We start from the raw sequence: 16,900 nt of genomic DNA on the forward strand, positions 1-16,900 counted from the left end.
TTTGAGCATACACGCTCAGCCAAATAATAAAAACTCCATTAACATTGTATCAAACTTTTCCGGTTGTTCCACATGAATTGCGTGACCTGCTTCCGAAAAAACGACTTTTTTTGCATGAGGGAGCTTTAAAAGCATTTGATCCGCAATTTGACAAAACTTTTCATCTTCTTCTCCCGTTAGAAGCAGCATAGGTATTTTCATGGTCGATAAATGATCCCACCAGGAGCTTTGACTTCCTGTTCCCATTCCTCTTAGACTTTCTGCAAGACCAGCTGCATGATTTTTTAAGCGCTGTGTCCGAATGTCAGACTGGATTCTGGCTGAAAGATTTTTTTGCGATTTAAATAGTGAAATGTTTTCCCATTTATCTACAAATGCTTTGATGCCCTCAGCTTCAATAAATTGAGCAAGCTTTTCATCCGCTTCAATACGATCCTGACGTTCTTTCGGTGAAGCGAGCCCTGGAGAACCGCTTTCAAGTATAAGAGTGGAGACCCGCTCTGGATAATAATGAGCAAATGAGAGCGCTGTTCTTCCACCCATTGAGTATCCTGCTATATGAGCCTTCTCTATTTTTAAAGCATCTAACATTTCTTTTAAATCTCTGCATACTTCTTTCATTGAATACCGCTTACGATCATCTGGCATAATGGTCCCACCGTGTCCCGGCAAATCAACTGCGACACATTTCCATTTAGAAGATAGTGTTCGGATTGTATGCTTCCATGTTGACATATCACCCGTAAAACCATGCAATAATAGAATGGATTCCCCTTGCCCCTCAACACGTATATTATAGGTAGCATCTCTAATGGAAAGATTCATCTATTCTCCCCCTATTTTCCTTTCAACTGCCGACTGAACGCTGCGCCAGAGAGAACGATGAGTCAACACATTTTCGTCCCGGTTCGTCATCACCTCAATGATGGATACACCGCGGACTTCCGACTGTGCTTGCAAAGCCGCATCTAGCTGCTCTGGGTCTATTACACGTTCATACGAAGCGCCATAAAGACGGGCAGCATGTTCAAAATCAAGCTCCGTCGGTGTACCAAACAGCGTTTCAAAATGCTTCGGCTCAGAGGATTGAGGCAGGTATGAAAAAATCCCTCCCCCATTATTATTAAGCACAATAATTCTTAAATTATTCGCATGCTGCTTTGAAACCAACAGCCCATTTAAATCATGGAAAAATGACAAATCACCAATTAAAAGATACACGGGCTCTTCAGATACAGAGGAGATCCCTAATGCTGTAGAAACTACGCCATCAATCCCGTTAGCTCCTCGGTTTGCCCAAATACTAAGAGAAGAGGCCTCTCTCGTCCAAAATGTATCAACATCCCGAATTGGCATGCTGTTGCCAACTACTAATTGGCTTCCAACTGGTAATTGGCGTAATATCCGCCCAACAATTGCCCCCTCATCTCTTTCATTCATGACATATTGACCGATTTCATGAACGGTTACAGCGTTAATGTCCTGCCAAAATGATTGCCACGAGCCGTACGTTCTATCTTTGAGAAATGGCAGCAGGCCGTTAATAAATGCAGCGTCATCACTTTCAATATATGACGTCACGGTTGAAATTGGATCTCTCCATTCAGTCCCTTTATCTACTAACCAGTGCTCAGCTGCTTTATGTGCTTGCAAAAATTGAGTCAACGGCTTCGATACAGGCATCCCGCCAAAACGTATGATTAGGTCCGGTTTCAATCTGTTAATCAAATCTTTCAATCTTAAGAAGGCATCATAGCTTTCGATTAACAATGATTCTTCTTTTAAGGCTGAACGCAAGTGGGACAATGGATCAACTAAAACAGGATAGCCCGTTCTTTTTGCAAATTGTATAAGCTCATCCTTGACATGAGGAGAATCCATTGGACCAACAACGATAATACCTTTTTCACTTGAATTAACCGTCACTGCAAGCTCTCTCGCCTGGTCTTTTGATATTGCTTTTTCTCCGCGATACAATGAAATGGTTCTTACCTCTTGCAGCTCTTCAAACGCCCCATCCAAGTCCGGAATTAGCGGCTCTCTAAATGGAAAATTCAAATGAACAGGTCCGTACGGTGCCTCGAGTGATTTCGCAATGGCTCGTGTTGCTATTCTTCTGACGTAGTTAAGCACTGCATTTGAATCCTCGGGCAGCGCCATATCCGCAAACCATTTTACATGGTGACCAAATAAGTGAATTTGATCAATGGCTTGCGGTGCACCTACTTCACGCAATTCATGCGGACGGTCAGCGGTTAAAACAAGAAGGGGTATTCTTGCGTATCGCGCCTCTACAACCGCAGGATAATAATTGGCTGCCGCTGTGCCCGATGTACATAGCAATACGACCGGTTCACCTGTTTTTTTCGCCATACCAAGTGCATAAAAAGCTGCTGACCGCTCGTCCACATTGACGTGGCATTCGATCAATGGATGCTCCTGCAGCACATACGCAAGAGGAGTGGAACGTGAGCCAGGGCTAATGACGGCTCGTTTCACTCCTCCTTTATGCAGCTGCTGAACAAATGTAGCGACAAAGGTTGTTAATGTTTGTTGATGACTCATTTAATTGTTCCTCCTACTGCGCGCAGCATCGGACGGAATTTAATTGTCGTTTCCTGATACTCGCTTTCTGGGTCTGAATCCGCCACAACTCCACATCCAGCATATAAATACGCATGATGATCATGAAGCAAGCCGGAACGGATTGCAACCGCAAACTCGCCATTTCCCTGTGCATCCAGCCAGCCAACAGGTGCTGCATAAAATCCACGGTTCATACCTTCTTCCTCTCTTATCACATCCATGGCAAGATGTGTTGGAGTGCCGCCAAGTGCCGGAGTTGGATGTAAATTTCTCACATAATCCAAAATAGATATTCCTTTGGACGCGATTCCCTTTACCGGTGTATATAAATGCTGAATATCTCTTATTTTCATTAATGCCGGCTGTGAAGGAACGTGGACTACCTCACAAAGATCAGTCAAGCTCGACTTAATCATGTTTACGACAAGCTGATGCTCATGCAAATTTTTCTCATCATGAAGAAGCAGCTGTCCTAGACGATTGTCTTCCTCTGTGGTATTCCCACGCTGTATGGATCCGGCAAGGCATGTAGATAAAATGGACTCATTTTCTTTCTTTACTAAACGCTCTGGGGTCGCCCCTATAAAACAGCTGTCTAACACCTCAAGCGAAAAAATAAAGCTATCAGGCTGGTCATCTCTCAAGCGCTCCAGCACGGTATCTGAACGTTTTTTTCCGTCAAATTCTACTTTTATTTTTCGCGCTAGAACGACCTTTTCCATTTCTTCTTTTTGAAGACGTTTAACAACAAAACCGATCGTGTTTTTCCACCGTTCCGGATTAACCTCTATTGTTTGGACAACATTTGCATCCTTTATATGATCCTGTAATCTAGTAAAAAGCAATTCTTTATTTGCTTGGATGCGGGCCCATATCGTTTTAGCATGGTCTCCTTCCGAACAAATAATATTCGTTGTTAAAAAAGCAGCTCCGTATTGATCTATTGTCAGCATATAAGAGGGCAATTGGAAATATCCATCTGAGAAGTTTGACCATTCAAGCTCTGCCTCTTGTCTTGGATCAAACGAGAAACCTCCCATTATGATTGGACCTGTTCCTATTTTTTGCACTCCAAAATAAACAGCATGCTCTAAAAATTGAGACCATTGCTGCTGTATCGTTGTAAATCGATCATTCAAAGGATTTGAAGTGAAGGTCTGGGCATTGCCGACTCCAATTAAAGCGAGCTCACCATCTCGGTCCTGCCAGAAAGATCGCTCACCTTGAAACATTTGATACCCTGCTTCATAGAATTGAAGGGGGTCCACCGGATCAATTGGGATGACCATGCTAAATAGCACATCCCGCTTGAACTGATAGGCCTTTTCAAACGCATGTTCAAATGCAGCATACCCATGTGATTGCTGTATAATTCTCACCATGTTTCCCCCTAAAATCACTGTTGCGAACAAGTTTTATCTTCCTTAAAGATACACTTGTTTTTAGCATGATGTCAATGAAACAACCCTCATTGCTCTGTTTATTCCCCTTGTATTTGAAAACCTATTTTCCCAATTCCTGAAACGATCATCACTCACTCTTTCATTTCAATTCTATACTTAGTCAAGGTATAATAAGAGCATACAAATCTCGACAAAGCTGACAGAACTCCATTGACACAATCTATCGCTTTTTCTACACTTTACTATGGACTTTTCTTGTCACAAATACACAATACTTTGAGATTATATAAGGAGAGAAAAAAATGAATACTCAACAAACCACGGTCCAAGCTGATAAGGGTTGGCGCATATGGTGGCAATTAACACGACCGCACACACTGACTGCTGCCTTTGTGCCCGTTTTGCTTGGCACTGTTCTCGCTCTTGAGTTTACACAAATGAACTGGTTTATGTTCATTGCTATGCTTCTTGCAAGCATTCTAATTCAAGCCGCCACGAATATGATCAATGAATATTATGATTATGTTCGCGGGTTAGATACGGAAGAATCAGTCGGCATCGGCGGAGCGATTGTACGAAATGGCGTTAAACCCAAAACCGTGATTTCACTCGCCTTTATTCTTTTTGGAATCGCGTTATTACTTGGTGTATATATTTGTCTAAACAGCTCCTGGTGGATTGCCCTTATCGGTATTGTAGGAATGACAGCAGGCTATTTCTATACTGGCGGACCAGTCCCGATCGCATACACTCCTTTTGGAGAAATCACTGCAGGATTTTTTATGGGGTTTGTTATTGTACTCATTTCCTTTTATATACAAACAGGTGAAATCAATTCGATCGTCATGCTCGTTTCAATCCCGGTTTCCATTCTAGTTGGATCCATTCTGCTGGCTAACAATATACGAGATCTCGACGGTGATAAAGAAAATGGAAGAAAAACGATTGCCATTTTATTAGGACGACAAAAAGCAATCTATTTTCTTGCCGGCATGTTTATTGTTTCATATGGTATTGTCATTGCCCTTATCGTTTTCGGACTTGCTTCACCGTGGCTGCTCATCAGTTTTCTCAGCATCCCTAAAGCCGTTAAAGCAACGAAAGGCTTTATTGGAAAGACTATGCCAATACAAATGATGCCCGCCATGAAAGCTACTGCACAAACAAATACAATCTTTGGCTTTCTATTATCCATCGGTCTATTAATCGGATACTATGTTTAAATCGTGCTAGAGCTGTTCTCAACGAACAGCTCTATTTTTTTGGCTGATGTTTCATTTTATGTATGGGGGATAAACTATACGTAATAACTCAATGCATAAAAGGAGTGTCATATATGTTATCAAATGAACAATTACAAGAGTTTAAAAATCAATTGTTAGCAAGAAAAGAAGAATTAGCCTCTGCCAAAGAATCAAGCAGTGTTGCTGAGCAGTCTACGGAGCTTTCTCAATATGATAACCATCCAGCAGATAACGCCACTGATCTTTTTGATCGCGAAAAAGACATGGCACTGGATCAGCATGCTGAACAAGAGCTTCAAAAAATCGATAACTCTCTAAAAGCAATAGAAGAAGGCACATATGGCATTTGTGCAGTTAGCGGAAAAGAGATCCCTATTGAAAGATTAAAGGCAATCCCAACAGCCCTTACACGCGTAGAGCATGCCAATGGTCAACGTGCAAGCTTAGATGACCGCCCAAGTGAAGAAGATGTACTAAACGCTTCAACCGAAGCCCCTTATAAAGCAGCAGATGGAGAAATTCGTGATTATGAGGATAGCTTCAGTGATGTGGCACGATATGGTACATCAGAAACTCCTTCTGACAGAGGCGGAGACGAGAATACGTATGATGAAATGTATGAAGATGAGGATCTGACTACAGTAGCAACAGATATAGGCGGAAATGAACGTAGAATTTACCCAGATAATAAATAAAAAAATCATCCTCTGTTTTCGCAGAGGATGATTTTTTAATCAATGAAAAAGCTGCCTTCCGATAAAAAGGTGCCATCTGATTTTGAGACGACTACATGATACTCCCCTTCATCCAGCACCATTTGGTCATATCCTAGATCATATAAAATCCCTTATAAATACCCGGAATCTTCTTCTATATACTCTTCCCAAAACATTACTTCTTCACCTGTAACAACGTAAATGACGGAGTTTTGAACAAAGTCGTTCTCAACAAATTCAGCAAAATCGGCACCATAAAAAAAGGGTTCTTCTTGCTCAAAGCGTTCTTGGACAGCAAGATCCCCTCGATTATTAACATCTTCACCAAATTCAATGGATCCGATTGAATTAAAGAAGCTGAAAATAGTCAATACCGTTACCACAATCAAATAAATGAAAGCAAGTCCAGCCATAGCCACAACTCCAGCTGCACTCGTTCCCCCGCTCCCAGCAATAGCTGCTTCATCGTCACTTGATAGATGATCAGCTTGGATATTCAATCTCTCAATTTTCTTTTTAGCATGATTATAGTAGAAACGATTGCCCAAAACCCCATAGACAATGGCAATTGATAAACTGACCAATAGACTCTCTATTGTCACTAACCACTGCGGTGCATTTATACTAGTAAGAATAGTAATAGGAATGACAGTAATCCCAAACACAATAAATGCTTGTGCGTACATTCGACGATAGGCTAACCAATAAATAGTTAAAAAGAAGGCAGTTAAATTAAAAACAGATTTTCTTCCATAAGGCTCGGTTCGCTTCGATTTGGGTAAATAATAGTGTTGATTCTTTGTAACAAATGCCTTTAATTGATGATCTAACAATGAATCTTGATCTGTGGGATCACCTACGTATTAACCTGATGACGCATCGTTATGATTGGTTGCATGAGTAGCGTTTATTTTTCGATTAACAATTGTGCCGCACTGCTGACAAAACTGATCCTCCTCTAGCTTATATCCACATTGAGAACAATATATAAAACACTCCCATATTTATCTATATTGATATCCTACATGAAAGCAGTTCTTCATAAAAGAAAATAGTGCAATAGTTTAATAAAAGGAATCTGCTTATCAAACTAAGAAATTATCATTTGGGAAGAAATTATGCAATTGAGGAGAAAAAGCAGATGAACTTGTAAAATGATTATGCGTTTTATGGTTCTTATTAAAATGGCTATGTTAACATCCATTGTTGATTTTTGCACAGCGTTGATTGTAGCAGAAAGCGAGAGACTCCTGAGGGCTGAAGCGGAAAGAGAGCGCCCGGAGAGAAAATCAACAGCCAAGGTTAACATATCTATTAAAATAAAAAGCATTTAGAAGTTTCAAAAAAAATTCGATTTTAGTGCCTGTAAATTAACATAATGAAGTCGCCAATACCATGCTTTCATTAATAAATCTTTCAAGTTTTCTTACCAATTCATCAAGCTAGTCAAATACAGTGAGTAAATAAAAAGTACAACGTAAAAAAATCGGTTAAGAACCGGAGTCTTAACCGATTAAATCTCATTTTATTTAAAATTGATCCGATTTAAGATTTTTGCTTTTTGATAATGAAATATTGATTGAGATAATTCAAAAATGGTTCCGTTAGTCAAACTTACTGTATTTTCAATAATTAATGCTGGGTCTTGCTCATTAACATGTAGCAGGCTCGCACTTGCTTCATCAATTTTTTCACAGTTCATTACTTTGTCGGCAAAACCAATGTTTAATTTTAAATCCTCTATCAGGTAACTATAAATAGAACTTACTGCAATATCTTCATTTAAATAAGGCACAATATCTTTTTTAAAGTAACTTATTTCAATTGAGAAGGGCTCATTATCTACAATTCGCAGCCGCTTAATATAATAAAGTTTTGTTCCCGCTTCACAACGTTATTGTTTTGCTTTTTCTTGATCAGCTTCTAGCACATGTAACGCTAGAATTTTCGTCTCAATTGTTTTTGACGTCAAATCTTTTGTTAAACCTCTAAGACTGCCTAAATTTATATAATCTGTTGCAGATTTTTCGTGTAAAAACATTCCGCTGCCTTGCACCTGATAGATAAGACCGCGATTAACCAACTGATTAATTGCTTTTCGGATCGTATTTCGACTCACTTCAAATTCTTTTATCAGTTCTTCTCTGTAGGCAGCTTATTCGTATTTTCAAATTTTCCATCCAGAATTTCCCGTTCTAAACAATCACCTATTTCTTTATATTTTACAGCCATATTATCTCCCTGTCTCTCGTTCAATTATTTACTGTAATTATACACAATTTACTTACAGTTCTTCTCCTCTCGTCTCAATAATGTGCTTATACCAGTGAAACGACAGCTTTTTCTTTCTGTTTAAATGATCTTGATGATCTACGTATATAAATCCGTATTGCTTTTTATACCCGTTTAACCAGCTTAATAAATCAATGACAGACCATGCATAATAACCTTTTAGATGTATGCCTTCTTTGATGGCACGCTTAATCACTTTTAAATGTTCTTCAATATATTTAATACGAGGTACATCTACTACTTCACCGTCAATAATCGGATCCTCATCACCAAGTCCGTTTTCTGTTACATACATTTTAAGATCACCATAACGCTCTTTTAACATGTGTAGCCCATCTAAAAATCCTTGAGGTGAGATTTCCCATCCCCATTTTGTATATGTTTTATCTTCCATTTTTACGGTACGATAAAAGCCATCAAAAGATGGGTTTCCTGGGGCTAGAGTAGATGTTTCTCTTGAATGTTCCATGGATGAAACAGCTTCGTGATATTTTTCTACTCGAATGGGCTGGTAATAATTAAGTCCAATAAAATCATTTTTCCCCGCGTTTCTTTTTAACGTACCTAGTTCTTCTTCTGTCCAACTAGGCGTCCAGCCTTTCTGCTTTAATTGCTCAACTACATAAGATGGATATTCCCCTTTTAAAATTGGGTCATAATACCAAAAAGTTTCATATTCATTAGCATGTCTAGCAGCTACTACATTCTCTTGCTTATCATCTACGCTGTAAGCTGGTAAGAAAACATGGGTAATACCAATTTCGCCGTAAGATTTTAGTTCCTTATAAGCTTCTACAGCTTTAGCGTGTGCATAAAACACGTAATGTGTCGCTTGAAAGTATTTCTTCTCATCATTTTGGATACCAGGCGGATGTGCTCCTTTTAAATAGCCTAATCCGCAAAACATAACCGTTTCATTAAACGTAATCCAATGTTTGACGCGATCTCCAAATGCCCGAAAACAAATTTCTGCATACTTGACGAAGGCTTCAGCTGTTCGCTTATTCGTCCATCCCCCATCTTCTTCTAGCACCAGTGGCAAATCCCAATGATACAGCGTAGCAAATGGAACAATACCATATTTTAAGCATTCATTAATCACATTATTATAAAATTCTAAGCCTTTTTCATTGACTTCTCCATCTCCTGCGGGCAAAATCCGTGCCCATGAAATGGAAAACCGGTACGATTCAAGTCCCATTTCTGCCATTAATTTAATATCTTCTTTGTATCGATGATAATGGTCGATGGCAACATCTCCATTTGTACCCTCGTGCGTTTTCCCCGGAATCTTTGAAAAGACATCCCAATTCGTTTTACCTTTTCCATCCTCGTTCCATGCTCCTTCAACTTGATAAGAAGCAGAAGCTGCTCCGAATAAAAAATCATGTGGAAATTTCATTATAAACCTCCATTTTATATGCCTACTTGTTATATTTATTACTATGTATATTAATTATAGGTACAAATATTAACATGATTATATACCTTTTTCCAAATTTGACTATATAAATTTTGTAGAACAAAAGTATAAAAGTTAGTATCTACATTAATGAAATCATAAATCCAAGTACCCCAAATAAATAAAAATAAAGACGTTAATCATGCTGAATCAACGCCCCCACCTTTAGTTGAAGATGAAATTAACCTTACTTACCTTTTTAAATTTGAATGAATCGTCATAATAAAGCCATTAACCCCAGCAGCACAATCGGATTTACAAAAAAAAAAAGAGTAATGAAAATATGATGCATTACTCTTTTTTCAATTATCTTTATTAGAGCTATCTTCGTGAATAAATCATCCTTATTCAACACCTGCTCTGTTCGTTAAGTACTTTTCATCGCAATCTTGTTTAAGAGAAGCCGAATAATAGGGGTACTTAACACAAGTTTAAAAATGCATGGCTTGTTAGCTGTCTATGTTAAAATTCCCCACTTTATTCTCTATTTATATGCTGATCAAGAAAATCAAGCATTTTAGTAAAATTCTCTTTGGCGTATTTATTATCCAGTGAGCTTTGATAGCCATGCCCCAGTATGGATACATCTTTACCGTAGTAATTAAATTCATGGGGAATGTCCAATTTTGTCATTCGCTCGTCCAAATCTACTGCCTGGTCTGTAAAGGTTGCCGTATTGCCGTCCGTAATGAAAGTTGGAGGGAAATCTGAAACCATATGTGTAATGACATTTGATTGTTCCACTTTAGTACTGTCTCTCAGATCGTTCGTGTCAAAATAAAGCCTTCCGAGCGAATTAAATACAAAATTCCCATATGGATGGCCAATCTTGTCAAAGCGGGCTGAATCAAGCAATGCGGAATTGAATACGACTGCTTCGATATTTTCTTTTTTAATGGAAGCAGTGAGCTCCATTTCTTCAGCATACTTCGGATTCGTTTGAATGTTCACATATTGTCCCGCAAGCTGTCCTCCTGCACTTCCTCCACTAAAAATGATATTGGTCATATCCAAGCCATAATTATCTCCAGATTTCTGAAGAAATCTTACTGCCTCGTCAATTTGATAAATGGGTGTAGGATATAGATAATCAGGAGTAAGGGCGTAATTTATGCTGACTACATTGTACCCATTTTCCGCTACACTCTGTAAATATTGCGGAGAATTTTCACCTTCTGATTCTTCTACAAGAGGATCCCCCTCTGCCTTATAGCCCCAAGCATATCCTCCTCCATGAATAAAGAAAAAGGTAGGGCGTTGAGTATTTGTATCGCCGTTTGGGATATAGATATCCAAATAACTATTAGGATATTTTTCTCCATATTGTATATCTCGAATATATACTGTTCCATCCGACAATGTTGTCTTTGTCGGCTCTGATTTTGGCTCAAATGAGTTAACCTCACCTGTAACAAAGACTGATTTTTGCAGATATGTTACAAAAGGAGCAGGTGTGAACGAATGCATAATCAAGAAGCTCACAATTAGGAATACAATCACTCCGGTAAGGGAGCCGACAGTTAAACCGGCTATACGCAGAGTTTTTTTCCAACCTTTAAGATTTTTCTTTCTTTCCATTTCTTTTACTTCCTTCCGCTTGTTTACATGTTTCGGTTAAAAATAAAAATTAATGCTGGTTACGGCATTAGACAAATATCTCTTTAGACCCTTACCACCAGAACCGTTCATTGATTTTTTAGTTAGCTCTTCAGTGTGATCAGGTGTTATAATCATTGTCCAGTCTAATTGTTGTAACCCCTGAATCTAAAGCCTCAAGAGCCCCCAATAAGTTGCCACATACTCATCTTGTGGACGGCGTAAAGACCCTAGGTTTCCATAAAAAATGTTGCTAAGATAGGTTGGTAAGGACCAGTCTGTACCTATCTTACGAATAATTGATTCCCATGTATAGCCAGTTATCACGATCATGTCTGTAGCGTCTATTATTTCACAATTATCTACCTCAATATTAGCTTTAACTTCTATAATTTTGATCATTCTATAAGGACATCAGCTTTATCAAAATTTCCGATATCCTTATCCAGAGTTAATACGCTATCTCCTTTAAAAAATTGTTTCGCGTTTATTCATCCCTTTCTTTGAAGAATAGTAGACATTGTTTTGTACCCTCTTTGCTTAATTTAAAACTTATTTTCCCATAAAAAGGAATATTGGAGATTCCCTTTATAAACGGTTAATAAAATATAGCCAACTTCAATTAAAGAAGTTATTCTACAATCTGGCCCTTTACATAAATAAAAGCGCAATTCTTTATTAAAGAATTGCACCCGCTTGCGGAAGATCGTTTTTATAAGCTGCAGTATCGTTTATTCAGAAAGACACCACTTCCTTTAAGAAAATACGATGCCCTTAATAAGTAAAAGTGTCTTTGAATTCAGTTCCGCTTACTCCATAATTCACCTAGACAATGAGTAAAGAAACAAGTTTTTATGTTGTGGATCATAAGTTAAGGTGATCATTTCTAATCCATATCGTTCAGACTCTCTTAATAATTCTCTTAATAATTCCACGCCTATTCCATTTTTCCGATAAAAAGGATGAACAATTATATCTTCCATATAACCATGTTCTAATCCCACGCCTGCCACATACACAAGTCCTATAACTACAGAATCGCGCCCGATTGTAAAAGATTAATTATTAGAATTTATATAGTATATATCATAGGAATCTCTAAATTTATAGCCCAGCTTTTCGGCTAATTTAACTGATTCTAAATTAGCACCATCCCAGCTAGGATATAATCCCCTATTAAGTCACTCTATTATCAATGATGAGGATGTAATTACTGCTAGACCCTTTTTTCTGTATTGTGGATGTGTACCTTCTCAAACGAATCTTTATGTACCTCTTTAGTCCGCTTTTTCCATTCTTCCGAACCAACAATAGCGAGAGTAAATTCAGGCAAGTTTTTTACTAGTTCTTCTGCTTCGTATGTATCAGGGTCACCAGCAAAAAACACCAAAATCCCTACCGTTATTTGTGCAACAGTAGGATTATCAACCCAAACATGGGGACTAACTTTTTTCTTAACTCTCTTCCAGTTTCATAAATCATTCAATTCCGTTTTTCTCTAGTATCCTATTTTACCTGTCCAATAGTAACACCAATTATTCTTTATTGTGAAAAAAATCTGATTTTTTTACATAAGTGTCAAGGTAATCTAGGTTTTTACTTATTTGACAATCCAGCTCCATACATAAAGAAAGAGCACATAAATTATTGATGGGTCCCCTCTCCGATAATATTACTTATACGGTTCAATCCGTTTTCTGCCGTAAGAATCATCTCATCAAACAACTCTTGAACCGTCGGAATATTGTTGATAAGACCGATTATCTGACCAGCCCATCCGAAACCTTCTGCTTCATTTCCATCATAGATATACCTGCAATTGGCTTTTCCGCTAATACTATCTTGCAGGTCTTCATAGGTTGCTCCTTCCTTTTCACGTTCGATAATATCCAGCGTGTATTCAGTTTTCAGGGCTCGGCCTGGTGAACCTAATGTTCTCTTAATAATTGCTGTATCTGTCTCTTTTGCATGAAGGATCGCCTGCTTATATTTCTCGTTTGCATGAATGCACTCTTGAGTAGCTATAAAGCGAGTACCCATTTCAATTCCTTCTGCTCCTAGTGCCAATGCCGCTAATAAACCTCGTCCATCTCCAATACCTCCACTTGCCAATACGGGGATAGATACAGAATCGATCACACGAGGAGTAAGAACCATTGTGCCAATATCGTCTCGGCCTAAGTGCCCTCCGCCTTCCTGTCCAACTGCCATTACAGCGTCAGCCCCTAGTTGTTCCGCTTTCTGTGCCTGTCTAACGCCCGCTATGAGGACAAGCGTTCGAATATTTTCTCCTTTAATGCGTTCAAAAATAGGTTGGGGATTAGCTCCTGTTATAGAAATGGCAGGTACCTTTTCTTCAATAGCAACTTCAAGCAATTCCTGATATTGTCCGTTGTTCCTTGCAATAGCAAAGTTTACAGCGAATGGCTTATTGGTAAGCGTACGAACTTTACGAATTTCCTTCCGAAGTTTTTCCGGTGAACGCAGCGTTGCCGCAGTAATTTGTCCAAGTCCTCCAGCATTTGAGACCGCAGCTGCCAGTTCGGCATAAGCGAGGTAAGCAAGTCCTCCTTGTACAATTGGATATTTAATTCCAAAAATCTCCGTTACTCGTGTTTTCATAATTTTTCGCACTCCTTTTTAGATGTTACATTATCGACCAAAAAATGAGAAATCCTGCAATTGCTAAAAAAAGTAGGCTATTGTTACATTATTCTGCTTCGTTTGCAGAATAAGAATAAAGCCACCGAAATGGCAGCCCGGTTTAAAGTAAAGTACCCGCTAGTTCAATAAAAGAGGAGTTATTTATCAATTTTTAGGATTTAGAAAAATTCTATTAGATTATTGTCGGGGGCACATACAGGTGAAATCAGGTTCTCCCCACCAATGGTCACTTAGGTTCGCATCTGGGTGCAAAATACCCAATGGCTGTATTTGTTGATACAGTTTATTAACACCCTCTGCTTTTATTCGACAACTGGCAGTTTCTGCTATAAACGATTCTGCAGCCGAAACAACCGGAGTTGAGTTGCTGCGAGTACGCCAGCTATCATCACTAGCTTCCCAAAGATGGATAAGGCGAACGTCATTATAAAGAAGTACTGCGAAACCACCCTCATGGTAGCCCAGGGAAAATCCTACCTTTTCGCAATAAAAATCTATGCTTCGTTTAATATCTCTAACTGGTAAAGCTGGAATGGCTTGCAACATGTTCATATTTTAATTCCCGTTTCATTACTAAACAAACCGTTTACAAATTTCAAACATTTAATAATTTATATACCTTTTAGAATCTCTGAATTCATAAGTTTTATGTAAATAATCTTTTATCATTTCTAGAGCATTTACCAAATTTTCATTATCATATCTGCGGTTCTATTTTAGCAGTTCAATAATTAAATTTATTGTTTCTTTCTTATCTGATTTTTCAAGATTAGGTTTCCTATAAATGAACCCCTTTACAATTCTCTAATCTCTTAAATAAACATTTAGTTTTAATAAAATTTTATAATCTGCATTTTGAAGGCTTTATTTTAATCAACTGTAATAATCCTCTTCAATTATCCAGTTTTCCTGATTTAGAATACTTTTCAGTTGACTGTCAATTGCGTCAGATGAATTTCGAACACCATAGGTTGAAGTGCTAATACTCCAAAAAAATATCATTGTGGTTATAGTTTTTAATAGTTATTAATTCAGCTGTTTTTTCACGAATAAATGACTTTCCACTTCCCAAACCGCTTATTATATGTATTTTCACAGTAAACGCTCCTCCTGTTACATATGATCTTTCTAAAAGTATTTTGTTTCGTCGTAAACAGAACAATGTAAATTACAACGGATAATTGGATAACCTAAGCTTATCATAAGTGTTATTGTCGGGAGCAGGCAACTATCATTTTGCTTTACGTACTATTATCATTGCGGTGTTTGATAAAATCTTAGAATTAAAACCTACTTAGAAGTGCTACATTAAAAATGTACAAAAACGCTTGAATAAATATGCACAATATTGATCCGGTCCCACATACTAATTTTTGAGGTGATTATTATTTACATAACGCTAAATTTTAAGAATAGGCTTTGTTAAACTTGCCTGTTGATTTCCGCTTCAGTCGTTCGCTATCCGCGGGCGGTCAAGAAACCTCCTCGGCGCTATGCTCCTGTGGGGTCTCCCCTTTGCTTTTCTAAGCAGGTGTCTCACGTATCCGCTCCAATCAACATCGTGCAAAAATCAACAATAATCTTTAACAGGGCAAAACAAAAAAGACATGCTCTATAAGAGCATGTCTTTTTTGTATGACCCGTACGGGATTCGAACCCGTGTTACCGCCGTGAAAGGGCGGTGTCTTAACCGCTTGACCAACGGGCCAAGAAGAGCGGAGAAGGAGGGATTTGAACCCTCGCGCCGCTTACGCGACCTACACCCTTAGCAGGGGCGCCTCTTCAGCCACTTGAGTACTTCCCCATAAAAATGGCTCCACAGGTAGGACTCGAACCTACGACCGATCGGTTAACAGCCGATTGCTCTACCACTGAGCTACTGTGGAATGGTGGGCCTAAATGGACTCGAACCATCGACCTCACGCTTATCAGGCGTGCGCTCTAACCAGCTGAGCTATAGGCCCAATGAAAGCGGGTGATGAGAATCGAACTCACGACATCAGCTTGGAAGGCTGAGGTTTTACCATTAAACTACACCCGCATAATCAGAATCAATTGGTTATTAAAAATGGGGCGACTGATGGGAATCGAACCCACGAATGCCTGAACCACAATCAGGTGCGTTAACCACTTCGCCACAACCGCCAAGGTAATAAGGTGGCTTTGGACGGAATCGAACCGCCGACACATGGATTTTCAGTCCATTGCTCTACCGACTGAGCTACAAAGCCTAATTAAGTATATACATTTTAATATTAATTTAATCTAGTTTCCGATTTGGAAAGTCTTAATAAAAATAATGGCGGTCCCGACCGGGATCGAACCGGCGATCTCCTGCGTGACAGGCAGGCATGTTAACCGCTACACCACGGGACCTTGGTAATTGCGGGGGCAGGATTTGAACCTGCGACCTTCGGGTTATGAGCCCGACGAGCTACCGAACTGCTCCACCCCGCGACAATAGTATACAACTTAAATTAATTGGTACATATTTAGAATCAAATTAGCAATTTTATCCTTCTTGATGGAATATCATACATAATAACTTAAAAAATGGAGGAGGTAGAGGGATTCGAACCCCCGCGGGATTTGACTCCCCTGTCGGTTTTCAAGACCGATCCCTTCAGCCGAACTTGGGTATACCTCCGTAGTATGCTGCTAAGATGATGATGGTGGACCTTGCAGGACTCGAACCTGCGACCGGACGGTTATGAGCCGTCTGCTCTAACCAGCTGAGCTAAAGGTCCTTTATTGGTAGCGGCAGAGGGGATCGAACCCCCGACCTCACGGGTATGAACCGTACGCTCTAGCCAGCTGAGCTACGCCGCCAAATCAATCTATTAATACAAAATAATACTAGTTATGGTGGAGCCTAGCGGGATCGAACCGCTGACCTCCTGCGTGCAAGGCAGGCGCTCTCCCAGCTGAGCTAAGGCC

Annotated in this window: 11 protein-coding genes, 12 tRNA genes and 3 pseudogenes; 3 read left to right on the plus strand and 23 right to left on the minus strand. The window is 39.1% G+C overall.

Annotated features, from left to right (window positions below; all coding sequences use genetic code 11):
- Positions 1–15: 15 nt before the first annotated feature.
- From menH to KP78_RS17545, 3 genes are read right to left on the minus strand one after another with little or no spacing between them, the layout of a single operon-like run.
- Positions 16–825: a 2-succinyl-6-hydroxy-2,4-cyclohexadiene-1-carboxylate synthase gene (gene menH, locus KP78_RS17535; protein ID WP_041090905.1), complete on the minus strand. Its 810-nt coding sequence runs from the start codon at positions 823–825 to the stop codon at positions 16–18.
- Positions 826–2,565: a 2-succinyl-5-enolpyruvyl-6-hydroxy-3-cyclohexene-1-carboxylic-acid synthase gene (gene menD / locus KP78_RS17540; RefSeq protein ID WP_041090907.1), complete on the minus strand. Its 1,740-nt coding sequence runs from the start codon at positions 2,563–2,565 to the stop codon at positions 826–828.
- Complete coding sequence (locus KP78_RS17545; RefSeq protein WP_157841527.1) at positions 2,562–3,965, minus strand: isochorismate synthase; 1,404 nt, start codon at positions 3,963–3,965, stop codon at positions 2,562–2,564. The genes menD and KP78_RS17545 overlap by 4 nt, the downstream gene beginning before the upstream one ends.
- Positions 3,966–4,291: 326 nt before the next feature.
- Here KP78_RS17545 and KP78_RS17550 point away from each other — a divergent pair, with 326 nt between their 5' ends.
- Entirely contained in the window at positions 4,292–5,212 is a 921-nt protein-coding gene (locus KP78_RS17550) for a 1,4-dihydroxy-2-naphthoate polyprenyltransferase (RefSeq protein ID WP_041090908.1), read from the plus strand.
- A gap of 113 nt (positions 5,213–5,325) precedes the next feature.
- The gene (locus tag KP78_RS17555; RefSeq protein ID WP_084220144.1) at positions 5,326–5,928 is read left to right on the plus strand and encodes a TraR/DksA C4-type zinc finger protein; all 603 of its coding nucleotides are present in this window, start codon (positions 5,326–5,328) and stop codon (positions 5,926–5,928) included.
- A gap of 152 nt (positions 5,929–6,080) precedes the next feature.
- Here the strand turns inward: KP78_RS17555 and KP78_RS17560 are convergent, their stop codons facing one another.
- Complete coding sequence (locus KP78_RS17560) at positions 6,081–6,782, minus strand: DUF2628 domain-containing protein (protein WP_041090910.1); 702 nt, start codon at positions 6,780–6,782, stop codon at positions 6,081–6,083.
- A 321-nt stretch (positions 6,783–7,103) separates the two neighbouring features.
- Here KP78_RS17560 and KP78_RS20855 point away from each other — a divergent pair, with 321 nt between their 5' ends.
- The gene (locus KP78_RS20855; RefSeq protein ID WP_041090912.1) at positions 7,104–7,283 is read left to right on the plus strand and encodes a hypothetical protein; all 180 of its coding nucleotides are present in this window, start codon (positions 7,104–7,106) and stop codon (positions 7,281–7,283) included.
- Between the two features lie 191 nt (positions 7,284–7,474).
- On the opposite strand, the pseudogene KP78_RS17570 reads toward KP78_RS20855, so the two are convergent.
- From KP78_RS17570 to KP78_RS17660, 19 genes and pseudogenes are all read right to left on the minus strand, one after another.
- A pseudogene (locus KP78_RS17570) lies at positions 7,475–8,181 on the minus strand (GntR family transcriptional regulator).
- Between the two features lie 52 nt (positions 8,182–8,233).
- Entirely contained in the window at positions 8,234–9,643 is a 1,410-nt protein-coding gene (locus KP78_RS17575) for a GH1 family beta-glucosidase (RefSeq protein WP_041090914.1), read from the minus strand.
- A gap of 537 nt (positions 9,644–10,180) precedes the next feature.
- On the minus strand, positions 10,181–11,281 hold the full coding sequence (locus KP78_RS17580) for an alpha/beta hydrolase (RefSeq protein ID WP_041090915.1): 1,101 nt from the start codon (positions 11,279–11,281) through the stop codon (positions 10,181–10,183).
- A gap of 839 nt (positions 11,282–12,120) precedes the next feature.
- Positions 12,121–12,348, minus strand: coding sequence for a GNAT family N-acetyltransferase (locus tag KP78_RS17590; protein ID WP_084220145.1), 228 nt, complete (start codon positions 12,346–12,348; stop codon positions 12,121–12,123).
- A 9-nt stretch (positions 12,349–12,357) separates the two neighbouring features.
- Positions 12,358–12,704 (minus strand): annotated as a pseudogene (locus KP78_RS19485) (GNAT family N-acetyltransferase).
- Between the two features lie 239 nt (positions 12,705–12,943).
- Positions 12,944–13,921, minus strand: coding sequence for an NAD(P)H-dependent flavin oxidoreductase (locus KP78_RS17595; RefSeq protein WP_041090918.1), 978 nt, complete (start codon positions 13,919–13,921; stop codon positions 12,944–12,946).
- Positions 13,922–14,121: 200 nt separating this feature from the next.
- Positions 14,122–14,515, minus strand: a pseudogene (locus KP78_RS17600) (VOC family protein).
- 1,084 nt (positions 14,516–15,599) lie between these two features.
- Positions 15,600–15,671 (minus strand) — tRNA-Glu (locus KP78_RS17605).
- Between the two features lie 8 nt (positions 15,672–15,679).
- A tRNA-Ser gene (locus KP78_RS17610) sits at positions 15,680–15,767 on the minus strand.
- Positions 15,768–15,774: 7 nt separating this feature from the next.
- Positions 15,775–15,849 (minus strand) — tRNA-Asn (locus KP78_RS17615).
- Between the two features lies 1 nt (position 15,850).
- Positions 15,851–15,927 (minus strand) — tRNA-Ile (locus tag KP78_RS17620).
- Between the two features lie 6 nt (positions 15,928–15,933).
- Positions 15,934–16,004: transfer RNA gene (locus tag KP78_RS17625), tRNA-Gly, on the minus strand.
- Positions 16,005–16,032: 28 nt separating this feature from the next.
- Positions 16,033–16,108 (minus strand) — tRNA-His (locus tag KP78_RS17630).
- Between the two features lie 13 nt (positions 16,109–16,121).
- Positions 16,122–16,194 (minus strand) — tRNA-Phe (locus KP78_RS17635).
- Between the two features lie 69 nt (positions 16,195–16,263).
- Positions 16,264–16,339: transfer RNA gene (locus KP78_RS17640), tRNA-Asp, on the minus strand.
- Positions 16,340–16,346: 7 nt separating this feature from the next.
- Positions 16,347–16,420: transfer RNA gene (locus KP78_RS17645), tRNA-Met, on the minus strand.
- Between the two features lie 97 nt (positions 16,421–16,517).
- Positions 16,518–16,610: transfer RNA gene (locus KP78_RS17650), tRNA-Ser, on the minus strand.
- 23 nt (positions 16,611–16,633) lie between these two features.
- Positions 16,634–16,710, minus strand: a tRNA-Ile gene (locus KP78_RS17655).
- 5 nt (positions 16,711–16,715) lie between these two features.
- Positions 16,716–16,792, minus strand: a tRNA-Met gene (locus tag KP78_RS17660).
- Positions 16,793–16,900: the final 108 nt, after the last annotated feature.

It is taken from the genome of Jeotgalibacillus soli (genome assembly GCF_000829435.1).
Taxonomy (GTDB): Bacteria; Bacillota; Bacilli; order Bacillales; family Jeotgalibacillaceae; genus Jeotgalibacillus; species Jeotgalibacillus soli.